At 40.4% G+C, this 15,114-nt stretch carries 20 protein-coding genes; 16 read left to right on the top strand and 4 right to left on the bottom strand.

The features are described from left to right. Positions 1–73: 73 nt before the first annotated feature. The 3 genes from CPS94_RS08355 to CPS94_RS08345 form a co-directional block, all read right to left on the bottom strand. The gene (locus tag CPS94_RS08355; protein ID WP_112193664.1) at positions 74–322 is read right to left on the bottom strand and encodes a hypothetical protein; all 249 of its coding nucleotides are present in this window, start codon (positions 320–322) and stop codon (positions 74–76) included. Positions 323–418: 96 nt separating this feature from the next. Continuing rightward, the gene (locus CPS94_RS08350; protein ID WP_112286466.1) at positions 419–1,132 is read right to left on the bottom strand and encodes a DUF4811 domain-containing protein; all 714 of its coding nucleotides are present in this window, start codon (positions 1,130–1,132) and stop codon (positions 419–421) included. Next, positions 1,133–2,620 carry an MDR family MFS transporter gene (locus CPS94_RS08345; RefSeq protein WP_112193659.1) on the bottom strand — a complete coding sequence of 496 codons (1,488 nt, stop codon included), beginning with the start codon at positions 2,618–2,620 and terminating at the stop codon, positions 1,133–1,135. Positions 2,621–2,773: 153 nt separating this feature from the next. On the opposite strand from CPS94_RS08345, the gene CPS94_RS08340 reads away from it, so the two are divergent. The 14 genes from CPS94_RS08340 (at position 2,774) to CPS94_RS08275 (ending at position 10,943) form a co-directional block, all read left to right on the top strand. Then, positions 2,774–3,208: a MerR family transcriptional regulator gene (locus CPS94_RS08340; protein WP_112193657.1), complete on the top strand. Its 435-nt coding sequence runs from the start codon at positions 2,774–2,776 to the stop codon at positions 3,206–3,208. Then, positions 3,208–3,585 (top strand): SMU1112c/YaeR family gloxylase I-like metalloprotein, encoded by a 378-nt coding sequence (gloA2, locus tag CPS94_RS08335; protein WP_112193655.1) that lies wholly within the window; start codon positions 3,208–3,210, stop codon positions 3,583–3,585. Before CPS94_RS08340 ends, gloA2 begins: the two co-directional genes overlap by 1 nt. Before the next feature lie 11 nt (positions 3,586–3,596). Then, positions 3,597–3,860 carry a hypothetical protein gene (locus tag CPS94_RS08330; RefSeq protein ID WP_112193653.1) on the top strand — a complete coding sequence of 88 codons (264 nt, stop codon included), beginning with the start codon at positions 3,597–3,599 and terminating at the stop codon, positions 3,858–3,860. Positions 3,861–4,124: 264 nt separating this feature from the next. Further along, positions 4,125–4,556: a LytTR family DNA-binding domain-containing protein gene (locus tag CPS94_RS08325; protein ID WP_112193651.1), complete on the top strand. Its 432-nt coding sequence runs from the start codon at positions 4,125–4,127 to the stop codon at positions 4,554–4,556. A 1-nt stretch (position 4,557) separates the two neighbouring features. After that, entirely contained in the window at positions 4,558–4,998 is a 441-nt protein-coding gene (locus tag CPS94_RS08320; protein WP_112193649.1) for a DUF3021 domain-containing protein, read from the top strand. A 156-nt stretch (positions 4,999–5,154) separates the two neighbouring features. Then, positions 5,155–5,508 carry a PadR family transcriptional regulator gene (locus CPS94_RS08315; protein ID WP_004049863.1) on the top strand — a complete coding sequence of 118 codons (354 nt, stop codon included), beginning with the start codon at positions 5,155–5,157 and terminating at the stop codon, positions 5,506–5,508. Next, positions 5,501–6,139 (top strand): DUF1700 domain-containing protein, encoded by a 639-nt coding sequence (locus CPS94_RS08310; RefSeq protein WP_112193647.1) that lies wholly within the window; start codon positions 5,501–5,503, stop codon positions 6,137–6,139. Before CPS94_RS08315 ends, CPS94_RS08310 begins: the two co-directional genes overlap by 8 nt. Next, positions 6,123–7,160 carry a DUF4097 family beta strand repeat-containing protein gene (locus CPS94_RS08305; protein ID WP_112193646.1) on the top strand — a complete coding sequence of 346 codons (1,038 nt, stop codon included), beginning with the start codon at positions 6,123–6,125 and terminating at the stop codon, positions 7,158–7,160. The genes CPS94_RS08310 and CPS94_RS08305 overlap by 17 nt, the downstream gene beginning before the upstream one ends. Positions 7,161–7,188: 28 nt before the next feature. Continuing rightward, entirely contained in the window at positions 7,189–7,458 is a 270-nt protein-coding gene (locus CPS94_RS08300) for a PspC domain-containing protein (protein WP_112193644.1), read from the top strand. Positions 7,459–7,555: 97 nt separating this feature from the next. Beyond that, on the top strand, positions 7,556–8,269 hold the full coding sequence (locus CPS94_RS08295) for a helix-turn-helix domain-containing protein (protein WP_191981800.1): 714 nt from the start codon (positions 7,556–7,558) through the stop codon (positions 8,267–8,269). Next, on the top strand, positions 8,155–9,117 hold the full coding sequence (locus CPS94_RS08290) for an IS3 family transposase (RefSeq protein WP_309299713.1): 963 nt from the start codon (positions 8,155–8,157) through the stop codon (positions 9,115–9,117). Before CPS94_RS08295 ends, CPS94_RS08290 begins: the two co-directional genes overlap by 115 nt. 159 nt (positions 9,118–9,276) lie before the next feature. Then, on the top strand, positions 9,277–9,717 hold the full coding sequence (locus CPS94_RS08285; RefSeq protein WP_112193642.1) for a DUF3290 domain-containing protein: 441 nt from the start codon (positions 9,277–9,279) through the stop codon (positions 9,715–9,717). 12 nt (positions 9,718–9,729) lie between these two features. Beyond that, positions 9,730–10,371, top strand: a complete 642-nt coding sequence (locus CPS94_RS08280; protein WP_112193640.1) for a DUF421 domain-containing protein — start codon at positions 9,730–9,732, stop codon at positions 10,369–10,371. An 80-nt stretch (positions 10,372–10,451) separates the two neighbouring features. Continuing rightward, positions 10,452–10,943, top strand: coding sequence for an antibiotic biosynthesis monooxygenase (locus CPS94_RS08275; RefSeq protein WP_112193638.1), 492 nt, complete (start codon positions 10,452–10,454; stop codon positions 10,941–10,943). 109 nt (positions 10,944–11,052) lie between these two features. Here CPS94_RS08275 and CPS94_RS08270 read toward each other — a convergent pair whose 3' ends face one another. Then, entirely contained in the window at positions 11,053–11,361 is a 309-nt protein-coding gene (locus CPS94_RS08270; protein ID WP_112193636.1) for an ArsR/SmtB family transcription factor, read from the bottom strand. 156 nt (positions 11,362–11,517) lie between these two features. On the opposite strand from CPS94_RS08270, the gene CPS94_RS08265 reads away from it, so the two are divergent. After that, positions 11,518–13,251: an ABC transporter ATP-binding protein gene (locus tag CPS94_RS08265; RefSeq protein WP_112193634.1), complete on the top strand. Its 1,734-nt coding sequence runs from the start codon at positions 11,518–11,520 to the stop codon at positions 13,249–13,251. Between the two features lies 1 nt (position 13,252). Then, entirely contained in the window at positions 13,253–15,034 is a 1,782-nt protein-coding gene (locus CPS94_RS08260) for an ABC transporter ATP-binding protein (protein WP_112193632.1), read from the top strand. The last annotated feature ends 80 nt before the right edge of the window (positions 15,035–15,114 follow it).

The following is a 15,114-nucleotide window of genomic DNA, read 5'->3' as shown; positions in this document are numbered from 1 at the left end:
CTAGGAAAAACTCATACAAAAAAACGGGTTGAAGATCAACGTTTTAAACGCGATTTTCAGCCCGTTTTTTATATTAAAATGAGTATTGTTCGACTGGAGTTTCAAACCAGTCGTAACGTAAAAGTTGTTTGAGTTTTTTATTTACCGGGATCCAGATCCCACTCTTTAAGATGTCTTTCATTGTTTGGATGAAGAGCATATCATGGGCTGCGCTTTTAGGGCGTGCCACTTCGATAACTTCATCGTCTTCAGTTTTTAAAGTGATCTTGTTTGATTTTACGTCTACAACTTGTGCAGAGACAATATTAGTTTGTTTATCCATATAGATGTTCCTTTCTGGACGGGTATCTTAACTTGATACAGTCTCTACTATACGCTAGTTGTTTAAATTTGTTTATAAATATGCCTTAGATTTAGTTTAAGAATCACTTGCTTGAACTTGAGTGATCAATTTTTTGACTAACTGTTGGGTCGCTTGTTTTTGTAACTCTTTGACCAATTTCTCGCGTTCTGAGCTAGACATCGTTGGATTTTGTTGCAATTTCTGAGCTAATTCTTGTTGGATGACCTGGGAGATGTTTTGCTTGAGTTCGGTATCATGTTCTTTAAGTAATTTTTTTAGCTGTTTAGCTTGCTTAGTACTCAAAACAAACCAATTATCGGTCAATTTGAACTCATAAGTTTGATGTTTGAGACGATCATTATTGCCTAAGATACCAAAGAAAAGCTCAGAAAGGCCATTTTGGTAGACATAACGCTCTTTTGTCACGACTAATTGTGGAGTTTTGCCAGTTTGCGAGTATTTGGTAGTCGTATCAGTCGTTTTTGTTTGGCGCAATTTCTTCTCATCAGAAGAATTGTGATAGAGATAGACTCTTTCTGACTTAGTTCCAAGTGGTTGATACAATAAGACATCGAGTTGATCAGGAACCGAAGAAACGAGTTTTTGTTTTTGGGTGATCGTTTGAACTTTCATCCCAAAATTATAGGAATCATTCAAAACGATCGCACCAGTACAAAGCACCATGATCGCAAATGATAGTAAAGCATATAAAACGTGGTGTTTAAGGGTAGGCAGGACTGTAAAACAAAAGAAGCTGATCGTTGCTAAAACTAAAATAATGATACTCATCTACTTAGCCCCCTTTTTACTAGTGAGTGTGACTTTAGGTGCATTATTGCCCTTCTTTAAGAAGAAAGCAAAGCACAATGCGACGACTGCAAAGAGGATCGAGATAAAGAATGCAGCATGATAACCATTCAAAACAGCTCCTGTTGCAAGATCAGCATATTTGATCGGCGTTTGGACCAAAACATTGTGAGCAGGCATTGAGTTTTTGGTAACTGAACTCAAGACGGAGATCAAGATCGCGGTCCCGATCGAGCTTAAGACTTGGCGGAAAGTGTTGTTGACCGCTGTTCCGTGAGAGATCTTGTTGAAGGGCAAGACGTTCATCCCAGAAGTCGTGACCGGCATCATCGTCGCCGAGATCCCAAACATCCGGATCGCATAAAAGACGATGATCAACATGATCGAAGTCTCTTTAGTGATAAAAAGAAAGGGGATCGAGCCTAAAGTCAACATCGTCATCCCAGCAAGCGCCATAAATTTAGCCCCGTAACGGTCAAACAAGCGCCCTGTGATCGGTGACATGATTCCCATGGCCAAGGCACCAGGGAGTAAGATCAAGCCGGAATGGAAGGCGGATTCCCCGCGAATGTTTTGAATGTAAAGTGGGATCACCATTTCAGAACCAACCAAAGCTAAGTTAGCCACCCCACTTAAGATCGCAGCTAAGCTAAATTCACCATATTTAAAGACCGTGATATCTAAGAAAGGTTCGTCCATTTTTAATTGGCGTAAACAAAAGAGAGCAACAAAGACTGCCCCGACAGCTAGATAGACGAGGACATAAAGATCGCCCCAGCCATCATTACCAGCTTTAGAAAAACCATATAATAACGCCCCAAATCCGATCGTTGAGGTGATGATCGAAATAACGTCGATCTTTTGGTGGGTGTTAGGCACAACGCTTTTCATGAAGAAAAAGGCTAAGATGATAACGGCGACCACGATCGGAATGATCATGCCAAATAATTCACGCCAAGTCCAGTTATCGACGATCCAGCCGGAAAGTGTTGGCCCCAAAGCTGGTGCAAGCCCGATCACTAGCCCGACTGTCCCCATGGCAGCGCCCCGTTTTTCTGGAGGAAAGATCGAGAGCATGATCGTTTGAAGTAACGGCATTGAGACGCCGACCCCGATACCTTGGATCAACCGACCTGCGAGAAGGACGCCGAAATTTTGGGCGGTAAAAGAAACGACTGTCCCTAGTAAAAAGGTCAACATAGCCCAGAGATACATCGTTTTTGAGCTGAAACGATTGATCAACCAAGCTGAGATCGGGATCATTACCCCATTGACCATCATAAAACCAGTCGTTAACCATTGAACGGTTGCTGTTGAGATCGAAAAATCTTTCATGATCGCAGGAAAAGCAGTATTCATCAAGGTACTATTCAAAAAAGTACAAAAAGAACCGACCATTAGAACTAAGACCAATAGATCACGATTATAACCATTGCCATTGATGTCGGTCGGACGCGTAGCATTATTCAAGCAAGTTCACTCCTTTAGTATTTTAGATATTATTTTCAATTTATGTGCGTTGCCTACTATAAACCTTATTTACCAAGTTTGTCAAGATAGTTGACAAATCGCCCAAACAATATAAAATCTAAAGTGAGAAACTATTTGCGAGGGGGAAGAACCTTGAAAGAAGCGAAGCATAAGATGCACAAACCCCACTTTATCCATGATATTCGGATCGGGATCGGTGACATGTGCAAGATCACTGGAGTTACAGGGCGCCAATTGCGCTATTGGGAAGAGCGGGGTTATATCAAGTCGCTAGCCGATGAAAAGAATTCCGCGCGTAAGTATAGCTGGGAAATGCTGTATAAAGTTGGTTCGATCAAAGCTTTTATTGATGAGGGCTATACCTTAGCTAAAGCTGTTGAAAAATCTGAATTACGCGAAAAAGAAATGGCGATCATCCGTAAATTTATGGCTACCAATATGCATAGAGTGAAGATCACAGATGAAGAGCTACTCTACGGGCAAATTGACTTAGGAAAATGTGAAGGTAAAAAGATCTACGGTGTTGTTGATGAAGCTGGCAGTCATTTGGAATTTGGTGAAGAGTAATGTTTATCCATCATATTGCGATCATTTGTAGCGATCGTGCACAAGCAGTTGATTTTTATGTTGATAAATTGGGGTTTGAGATCATATCTGAACATGTCCGTCCCAAAAAAGACGATATTTTGTTGAATGTAGCTAAAGATGGGCTAGTCTTGGAGTTGTTCATCAAGCCCAATGCCCGAAAACGTGTCAGTGGTGCTACGGGTGAGGCACGGGGTTTACGGCATTTGGCCTTTAAATGTGACGATGTTGCAGCCAAAAGAGAGCAATTGTTGGCGTTAGGTATCAAATGTGAGCCGTTGCGGCGTGATGACTTCGATGGTAAGTTGATGACCTTTTTCTTTGACCCTGACGGCTTGCCCCTTGAATTACATGAATAGAAGGAGACATAATGGTAGAAAAATTAAAGCAATATCCAGTCACAGCGCTTACTGTAGTAGCAATGGTGCTGATAGCTTTGTTGTTAGGTGAGCTGGCTTGGTTTAGGAAATTAGCGGTGGTCTTATTGACTTGGTGGGTCGGAGTTGGCTTTGAAAGGCCCGTCAATGAGATGATCGCCCAAGAAAAATTAGGAAAGCTCGTAGGCAAGGGCTTTGTTTTGGTAGCGACAGTAGCTTTTGCAGCCGTAGTGACCTATGTTCAAATAAGATTTTAAAGCGTGTGAAACAGCACGGGTAGTTCCGTACAGATAACGAGAGATCCCCCATGATGCGTATTTTGCAACATGGGGGATCTCTCGTTATCAGCTAGGTGTGCTGTAAAACACGTTTCTACTACATAACTATCACATTACGACCTTTTAGACCCGCTTGAGCTAGCTTTTAGACCGTTTGCCTGTCAGTCCTGACCGTTTAGGCGTCTTTAGCGAAATTTAGCCTAAGATTTGCTAGAATTTAGTTAAAGAAAGGGGGATGCCAAAATGAAAAGTAAAGTTGAGATCGATCCGAAATTACCTGAAGAATGGGCCGAATTTCATGTGCATGAATTGACACCTAAGTTACAACAAGTCGTCCAACTACTTGAACACGATGAACAAATTTGGGGCTATGCCGATCAGATCGTTAAGCCGTTAGCTTTAGCTCAGATAATTTCCTTAAATAGCCAAGCTGGTAAGATCTATGCTATGACCGAGCACGGTAGCTATCAGGTAAAGAAGAAATTATATGAAGTGGCTGAACTTTTATCCCCAGATTTTGTTAAGATCAGTCGTAGTGAATTTGTTAACTTGAATTATTTAGATCATTTGGAATTGACCGCGCAAGGAACGATCGCTTTAAAACTAAAAAATGGTACTACGACCTTTGTAGCTAGGCGTTGTGTCAAAAATCTCAAAGAAAGGCTAGGGATATAAAATGAAAATATTTAAAAAGATAATTAGTGCTAGTTGTTCGGGGATCGCGATCGGAGTGATCTTATCTGTCATTTTTTCTAGTATTTTTGGACAAGGAGAGTATATGCCCTCAACACCAACATTTATGGAACTATTTTCGACCCCAGTTAAAGCGATGACAAGCTCGATCATTTTGTGGTCTCTAATGGGAAATGTTTTTTATTTTTCCGAATCGATCTTTGCACAAGAACGCTGGAGTTTGCTCAAGATGTCGCTACTCCATTATCTAGTGACATTGATCTGTTTTTTCCCGTTGGCTTATCTGGCAGGCTGGTTTCCCCATAATATTTTGTGGATCGCTGGCTTTTTACTGATATATACGGGGGTCTATCTTATTATCTATCTTATTACCTATCTTTCTACGTGGTTAGAGATAAAAAAGATCAATCAAAAAATTAAATAAGTGCCTAGTTCTAAGCGGTTTTATGACCGACTTAGGACTTTTTTATATCAAATTTAATTTATTTTACAATATTAGTTGACCTTACATATTATACGTCATATAATATTAGTGAAGTTAAGATATAACAGAGAAAAAAAGAAAGGTGGGAAAAACCGCATGGAAATCAAAGTAACAGCTGATCTATTAGATGGTTTGGTCTTAGCCTTGCTGGAAAGCCAAGATTACTATGGATATGCACTGACACAAGATATGCAACAAGCGATCTCGATCTCAGAGTCAACGATGTATCCGGTCTTACGTCGCTTACAAAAGGCAGAATATGTGACCACATACGACGCACCTTACCAAGGTCGCAATCGTCGCTATTACAAGATCACTGAGAGCGGGGAAAACCATTTACAGCGTATCAAAAAAATGTGGAATGATTATAAGGAAAGTTTAGATGCTGTCTTTGCTGCAGCAGATAAGCGCAAGCAAAATGTATACGATGAGGAGGGGCAACATGAATAGGGAAAAATATCTGGCTGAATTAGAAGAATACTTACAACCTTTAACGCCAGAAGAACGTGCTGATGCCATTATGTTTTATTCAGAATTTATCGATGATGCGGGGTTAGAAACACGCAGTCAGATCGAAGAACGATTAGGCACACCGCGACAATTGAGTCGGAAAGTCTTAGCTGATCATTCGATCAAGACGACCGATGAAGAGATCAAGTATCAACGGACTGCGACCCCACAGTCAAATGTGAAGATGATCTGGTTGATCTTACTAGCTTTATTAGCATCACCATTTCTCTTAGGTTTTGGGGGGATCATGATCGCAGTGTTGATCGGGATCTTGGCCTTGGTGGCAGGTTTAGTCTTTGGCGCTGGTGTGCTCTTATGTGCCGGTGTAGTCGTGATGGGGCTCTTGATCTATATCGGGATCGCAATGCTATTTAGCAGTTGGGCAGTCGGCCTCTTTTATCTAGGCTTAGGACTTTTAGCCTTAGGGGGGCTCTTGGTCGTTATCCCGCTAGCTTATTGGTCGATCCGCTTGATCCTTCAAGGGATCGCCAACTTCTCCAAGTATCTCTACGATAAATTGAGTAAGAAACGCAAAGAAAAAGGAGGCAGTGACCATGAAGAAGACATTTAAATTTGGTTGGTTGATCTTAGCTATCGGTGCCGTGATCGCAATTGTGGGCGCTGTGTTCCACGGTGTTAAAGCAGTCGAGTTCGATGGATTAAAGGTCCAAACCATCAAAAAAGATAGAGATATTCAAAAGACGTATGCTAAAAAAGAATTTGATCAGATCAAGATCGAAAGTGGCTCGGGTTATTTTGCGCCGATCGATCTTGATATCAGACAAGGCTCTGATTATAGCGTATCTTATAGTGGAAGTTCGCGTTATGAACCAAAGATCAGTTATCAAAATGGAACATTGAAGATCATTCGAGGACTTGATACGCATAACACGGTCAGTTTGGATCTTACGGATTATCGTACAAAGATCGATAGTAAATTAGTCATTACGATACCCGAAAATGTAAAATTGAGTACATTAAAAGTTGAAGGTATCTATGATAATATCAACTTGGAAAAACTAAATGTTGCAATGCTAGATCTTGATCTAGATCACACTAAAAAATTTGAATTAAATGAAGTGACGGCAGAAAGAACAGAGGTCGATACTGGTATCGATGCTGGTCAGATCATCAACTCTAAGCTCAACAATGGTGAATTAGAATTTACCGCAGCAGCTGATCTGGATCTAGTAGTTTCAGGCGGTGAATTGAATAACATCAAAGTCAAAACAGAAGGGCAGGGCAGAGTCTACTATAAAGATGGTCTGGTCGTAAATGGTGGTAGTACACAATTAGCTGATATCGAATACGGTTATGAGTATGCCGATGATGAAAGTGAGGTTGACGCTGATTCAAGTTCTGATCTTGATGCTGATACGATCACGGTCAAGGGTAAATATGAGATCAAAAATGTAGCTGGTGCGATCCGTGTTGGCAATGTAACAGTGCAAGGTTACCGTTTGACTAATAAACATGGTAAAAATACATTACACGACCAACAACAGACAAATGGTGGTACACTAGAAGAGAACACAGATCAAGCTGATGTCTTGACTTTAGATAACCAGACCGGTGAAAATACGGTAAAGTAAATCAATTAATGGAAAGGATGAAGTTGCGATGGCAAAAACAAAAAAAGAATTAACAAAATCAAGCGATAAAGTAGTTTCAGGTGTCTTTGGTGGTGTCGCAGAATACTTTGGTTGGGATAAAGCGATCACCCGGATCATTGGGGCGATCTTGATCATTTTCCCGGGAAATATTATCCTTGGTCTATTGATCTATTTTATTGCTGCTTTAGTTATGCCAGATGCACCAAGTAATGGTCGTAAAGGGTCACATCATTCAGAAGATGATAGTGTGATTGAAGGCGAATTTAAAGAAAAATAAAGTTAAGTAACAAAGCTTCGCTGGTCGGCTGGCTATAATGCCCTCTAAGTATACAGATGAAATAGAAAATTCATCTTATACTTGGAGGGTATTTTATATGTCTAGGAAATCAAGATACAGTGCAGAACAAAAATTAGCTATACTAAATGAACTAACCCGTTCTAATATTAGTGAGGTGGCTAAAAAGTATGCAGTGGGCAAGAAAACTATTAGAACTTGGGGGTATCTATATGAATATCAGGGCATTGATGGCTTACGATCTACTCACAATAATCATAGATATTCAAAGGAATTTAAATTATCTTTGGTCCAACAGTATCAAAAATCAGACGCGTCGCTTGAAATATTCGCGATCAAGCATGGGCTAAAGTCCAAAACACAACTATCAGATTGGATTATGCAGTATAATGAATCTAACTTAAAGGCCTATACGCCAAGAAAGCGAGATTCAAAAATGAGTGGACGAAAGACTGACTTTGAAGAACGACTTACTATCATTGAAGAGTTGATTAAGCATGATGTGAACTACAATTGGGCAGTTGAAAAATACCATATTAGTTACCAACAAGTTTATGGCTGGTATCAAAAGTATCGCAAAAGCGGTAATGACCCAGAATCACTTCGTGATCGCCGAGGCAAAGCTAAGCCAGAAGAGAAGTGGACGGAAGTTGACCGACTCAAGGCAGAGAATCGCTTATTAAGGGCTCAGCTAGAAAAGCAAGAGATGGAGATTGCATTCGCAAAAAAATTAACAGAAATACGCAATCGGGAGGTGGAAAAGGACTCCGGTACCAAGCCATCAAAGAACTAAATCAAGAAAATGGATGGTCAATTAGCCAGTTGTGTAAAATAGCTGATTCTTCGCGAGATGGTTATTACAAATGGCTCAATCGAAAGCCAAGTCAATATCATAATGAGCAAGCAGAGTTACTTGAAGCGATTGTAGAGTTAGAAGAAGAACATAATTGGACGCTGGGATATTTAGCGATGACTACACAGTTAAGCTTTGAAAACCGTTTAAGCTTTACCGCTGGATTAAAACGAATAACTAACTGCATGCGTAAGCATGGAATTAGAGCAAATATTAGGAAGAAGAAGCGCAATCGAATTCAACGCCATGAAGAATACATCAATGACAACTTATTGCAGGGACAATTCGACCGTGAAACTAAAAATGAAGTGTGGGTTACCGACACAACGGAAGTAGCCTACGGCGAACACACACTTCATAAAGTACGAGTACACGTTATTTTAGATTTATATGGTCGTTACGCTTTAAGCTACAATATTTCAGACACAGAAACTTCATCAGCAGTAATTGAAACCTTTAATCGTGCTTTTACGGTTGAACCTGATGCGCAACCAATGATCCATACTGACCGCGGGTCAGCTTACTGCTCAAGTATGTTCAACGACTACTTAGCCTCTAAAAATTGTATTCATAGTATGTCGCACCCCGGTCATCCTTGGGAAAACTCACCCATAGAGCGTTGGTGGAATGACTTCAAGCTAATCTGGATTAACAAACACCCTCGTCCTAAGACGCTAGCAGAGCTAGAACAACTCGTCAAAGGAGCCATTGAATACTTTAATACCAAACGCGCTTACACAAGCAAAAACGGCTTGACCGCGGAACAATTCCGCAACCAAGCCGCCTAAAATTTTTATCTATTTGATCTGTATACTTGACGGGACATAGTGCCGCTAGATCGGCGAGGCTTTTTTCTATTTTTGATTTTTTATTCAAAAAAATAGGTATAGTATTTTAGATGATTACTCGGTATCATAAAAAATAAAAAAATGACCGAGGTAATGAAAATGACATTTTATACCTTACAATATCTTCAAAATCAACGTGAAGTAAATCAATTGGTGATCTACAGCTTAGGTGCGCTCGGATTATTGATCTTACTCTTTGCGGTTTTGATGTATTCACGCAATCGTTTTGATACTAAATATCGTGATATAAGTATTATTATGTTGCTGGTGATGTTTTTTCTATTTGGCTTGAGTTACAGTAATTATGAACAGCATCGTACCCAAACATTATCGACTTCACAAGTCCAACCATTTTTACGTTCAGTTGCGCGCGATGAAGGTGTTAGTACAAAAGATGTGGCAGTCAATAGTCGCAGCCTTGTAGATGGGATCATCGTAAAAGTCAAAGATAAGTACTATCGGGTCGAATTAAGTGTCGATCGTAATAGTTATAAGTTGGCCCGGACACATTTGATCAATAAAGATATTACGATCCAATAGGGGGATTTTAACGTGGAATTTTATGGACCGATAATTGGAAAATTTATTTTAGGGATGTTGTGTATCATCTTACAGATAAATATCGTTGGTAAACGCAATTTAGCCCCCGTGACAGCACTTGATCAAGTCCAAAATTACGTGCTTGGTGGGATCATCGGTGGGATCATTTATAACCAAGATATTACGGTATTACAGTTTTTGATGGTGCTCATCATTTGGACTTTAGTCGTGATGGTCTTACAATTTTTAAAAAATCACAATCGGTTTGCCAAGGTGATGATCGATGGACGCCCAGCGATCTTAGTCAAAAACGGTAAGCTTGATGTAGAAACTTGTTTAAAACGCGGGGTGACCGCCGATGAATTGATGTTTAGATTACGGGTCAATGGGATCTATGAGTTAGCACGAGTCAAACGGGCTGTTTTGGAACAAAATGGCCAATTGACGGTGCTTGAATACGGGGATGATGAAAGTATTCGTTATCCATTGATCAGTGATGGGATCATCAATTACGATATTTTAGAGATGATCTCACGAGATGAAGCCTGGCTTGATGAGCAATTACAAAAAAATGGCTTTAAGAGCAGTGCAGAGGTCTTTTTGGGTGAATATATCAGTGGTAAGTTACATTTTGTAGGTTATCCAAAGAAATAATTAGCAGTTTTTAGCTAATAGGTTTAGAATAGTCCTAGTGCTATACTAATAAAGTAAGTCTGTTGAAAGAAGGATGAATTATGTCATTAAATGAAATTAATTTTGCCTTAGGACCAGAAAAAATGTTGACGACGCTCTCAGATCGTTACGCTGATCGGAATTTTTTACTTTATCGTGCATTAGCCAATAAAGATGGTTATTTGCTCGTTGATATCTCTGGTGAACCTACAGTGTTTGAATCTGGTTTGAATTACCGCGTCTTAAAAGAGATCGGTGAAACAAACTGGGATGGTCTACTAGAGTTGCGGTATGTGACTTTAGATACTGATCAACAAAAAGTTTTCAATGCAGTCGTTGATGCTTGGAATAATAAAGAAACACGCCCTCTTGGCTTGAAGGCTTCAAAAGTCTTGATCTCTTTGAAAAAAGATTTCCAATTCCTCTTGCTCAATGTCTGGGAAGATGAACAAGACTATTTAGCTTGGAACAATTCACCTGAAAATAAATTAGCGCAATTTGGACACGACGGGAACCGTGCTCCAGTAGATAAACTCTATGTGCGTGTAAGATAAAATACACTGCGATCAGTGCCGTAGATATGATTAGGGACCCACTATGATACAAAAATATGTATCATAGTGGGTCCCTAATTGCATAGCCTGCATTTTGCGTACTGTGGAATTAGTCTTCGTTGATGTGTTCTTTTACCTGCTTGAAGATCATGATGATGTGGTTGTCGGCTAGCGTGTAGTAGACATGTTGTCCGTCACGTGTGCTAGAGACTAACCCTGTTTGGCGCAAGATCTTTAGTTGATGCGAGACAGCTGATTGTGTCATGCCGATCGCTTTTGTGATCTCATTTACTGTAAGTTGCTTTTCAAATAATAAGTACAAGATCTTATAGCGCGTCTCATTGCCAAATGCTTTAAAGATCTGCACACTGGCTTCTGTTTCCTCTTTTGAGGGGAGATTCAAATCATTATCCATCATAATATTCACCTTGTGTCTTGCTAGAGTTAATAGACTTCTTAACTATTATAGCAAAACTATTTTTAAATTGAGCGGTTGAATAAAAATTAAAATTCCGCTAGACTGGTACATACGAAGCCAAAATAGCTTAATAAATTTATCATTATGGAGGGGACTATGGAGATCTTAAAACCACACTTGAAAAACTATTTAGGTGCGATATTAGGTGCGGTCATTTCGATCATTGTGGCTGCAGGTGCATCTCTATTGCAACCGCGTATCCTACAATTTATCTTAGATAATTTATTAAAAAATGATCGTCAGGCAATGTTTAAAGAAGGGATGTTCTTGATCGCATTAGCAGTGATCGGAGTGATCGCCGGGATCTTGAATGCTTATTTTGCAGCTCGGGTCGCTCAAGGCGTTACTAGTGATCTACGACAACAAACTTATGAAAAGATCCAAACATTTTCTTTGAGTAATATCGAGAAATTTTCGGCTAGTACCTTAGTCGTTCGTTTGATCAACGATATGAATCAAGTGCTAAATGTCGTAATGACGACTTTTATGCAAGTTTTACGGATGCCGATCATGATCATTGGGGCTTTTGTGATGGGGATCGTCACCATTCCACGTTTCTGGTGGTTACAAGTGGCGATGTTTTTAGCGGTCCTGTTAGTGATCGGCTTGACATTTCCGCAGTTAGGTAAGATGTTTGATCGTTATCAAAAGAAATTAGATCGCAGTAATACGATCGCTAAAGAAGCGATGCAAGGGATCAGGGTAATCAAATCCTTTAACCAACAAACAAATGAAGAAAAACGTTTTGGTGAAGTGGCTGATGATATGAATGATCTAAATATCAAGATCGGATATGTATTTTCATGCTTATTGCCAGCCTTTTTCTTAGTCTGCAATGTGGGGATCACAGCCGTCGTTTATCTAGTTGGGATAAACGTGGAAAATAACCCGGGTGAACTGGCGGCGATCACCTCATATATCGGGTATCTAATGCAGATGTTATTCACATTAGCCTTTGGTGGCATGACGATGGCGATGTATGCGCGTGGTTTTGTTTCTTTAGGGCGAATAAAAGAAGTTTTAGATACAAAACCAGATTTAACATTTGATCCAAAGGCACCTGAAGTGGAACTTGATGGGGCTGTTGAATTTGACAATGTTTCATTTGCTTATCCTGGAGCTGAACATGAAACGCTCAAAAATATCAGTTTTAAAGTTGCTCCAGGTGAATCGATCGGGGTCATCGGGGCTACTGGCTCAGGAAAATCGACCTTAGCCCAGTTGATGACTCGTTTGTATGATCCAACTTCTGGAGTCGTTAAAGTTGGTGGGGTCGATCTACGTGAGGTAAATGAAGCTTCATTGCGTAAGGCAGTATCATTAGTCTTACAAAAAGCCTTACTCTTCTCAGGTAAGATCTCGGATAACTTGCGCCAAGGTGATCGTAATGCTACCACTAAAGATTTTAGATGGGCAGCGAAGATCTCTCAGGCAGCTGAGTTTGTGGAGCGCTATGATGATCAATATGAACATCAAGTTGAAGAGCGTTCGGCGAACTTTTCTGGGGGACAAAAGCAACGCCTATCGATCACACGTGGGGTCGTCGGCAAGCCAAAAGTTTTGATCTTGGATGATTCGACTTCGGCGCTAGATGCTAAGTCGGAAAAACGAGTCAAAGAAGCACTAGAAAAGGAATTGACGCAGACCACGACTTTTGTGATCGCCGAAAAGATCTTCTCGGTGATGGATGCTGATAAGATCATGGTCTTAGATCAAGGCCAGATCGTAGCTTGGGGATCGCATCAGGAATTATTAGCGACTTCACAGGTCTATCGTGAGATCTATGAAACACAACGTGCTAAAGATAAGATCGAGGAAGGAGAGCTGTAAAATGAAGGATTTTAAAATTGCCTGTGGCTACTTTTGGAAGTATTTAAAGCAATATTGGATAGCTGTGACAATTATGATCGTTTTGACTTTACTAGCGACTTTTTTCCAAGTGATCGCACCGATCTATATGGGAAATGCGGTCACAGCTTTGACTAAGTATGTTGCTCAATTAGCTGATCCAGCGACACGTGCGAGTGCCTCAATGATTGCTTTTTATACGGCATTGAAATTGATGGCTCTGTATTTCTTATTAAATGTGTTAGCCCAATTCATTGCTTGGATGATCATGTCTAAGTTTAATGCGGATGCAACAAATGGCATGCGCAAAAACTTATTTGCTAAATTACAACGCATGAAGATCCGTTATTTTGATACACATCAAGATGGGAAGATCTTATCGTTATTTACTTCAGATATCGATAATATCTTCAACGCTTTGAATAATGCAGTCTTTGAGATCGTTTCTCAGGGGGCGCTTTACATTGGGACTCTTATTGTGATGTTTTCGATCAATGTTAAATTAGCTTTGATCACGGTAGCCTCAACGCCATTTGTCTTGGTGATCGCTTTAGTTATCATGTCAAAGGCTCGGAAATATTTAGATGCCCAACAAGACGAGATCTCAAACTTAAACGGTTATGTCAATGAGCAGATCAACGGTGAACAGGTCATTTTGAGTAATGGGCTACAACAAGAATCGATCGCTGGTTTTAAAAAATACAACCAGCGTGTTAAAGATACGATGTTTAAAGGGCAATTTTATTCGGGTCTTTTGTTTCCTTTGATGCAAGGTCTGTCATTATTGAACTTAGCGATCGTGATCGTTGGGGGGATCTGGTTGATCGTGGCTGATTCGATGAATACAGCGACTGGTCTGGGCTTGATCGTGATGTTTGTGCAGTATTCGCAAACATATTTCCAACCATTGACACAATTGACTTCGATCTATTCGATGATCCAGTTGGCACTAACCGGTGCGAGACGTTTAGCTAAAGTCGAAGCGCAACCAGAAGAAGATCTAGTTTTAGATGGTAAAAAGCAAGAAGACTTACGTTCAAAAGTGGCTTTAAATGATGTGCATTTTAGCTATGATGAAGGAAAAGAGATCTTGCATGGGATCGATCTTTCAGTGAAAAAGGGTCAAATGCTAGCCTTAGTTGGGCCAACGGGTTCAGGTAAGACGACGACGATGAACCTCTTCAATCGCTTTTATGATGTTGATTCTGGGACGATAACTTTTGATGGGGTCGATGTGCGTGACCTCACACTCAAGTCTTTGCGTTCAAAAGTTGGGATCGTATTGCAAGATTCATTGCTCTTTACGGGGACGATCGCCGAAAACATCAAATATGGTAAGCCAGATGCTAGTGATGAAGAAATGATCTTTGCTGCTAAACAAGCCCAGATCCATGATTTTATCATGAGTCTACCGGAAGGCTATGCGACCAGAGTAAGTGATGAGCAGTCGATCTTTTCAACGGGGCAAAAGCAATTGGTAAGTATTGCGCGGACGTTATTATCTGATCCGGATTTCTTGATCTTAGACGAAGCGACATCTAACGTTGATACCGTGACGGAAGAAAAGATCCAACAAGCGATGGATGCGGTTTTAGCTGGGCGCACGAGCTTTGTGATCGCTCACCGCTTAAAGACGATCATTAATGCCGATAAGATCGCGGTTTTACGTGACGGTAATGTGATCGAGCAGGGCAGTCATGCCGAGTTGATCGCCCAAAAGGGTTTTTATTACGATCTATATACAAACCAAATGGTACTGGATTAACGAAGGGTCCTCTCCATGAGATAAATAAGTTCTCGTGTAGGGGCTCTTTTTATTTCCAAGGAAATATAGTTGCGGGAAGA

It is taken from the genome of Ligilactobacillus murinus (assembly GCF_003288115.1).
In the GTDB taxonomy this organism is placed as follows: Bacteria; Bacillota; Bacilli; order Lactobacillales; family Lactobacillaceae; genus Ligilactobacillus; species Ligilactobacillus murinus.
Note: the sequence above shows the minus strand (reverse complement) of the source record. Positions and strands in the feature narration are given on the sequence as shown.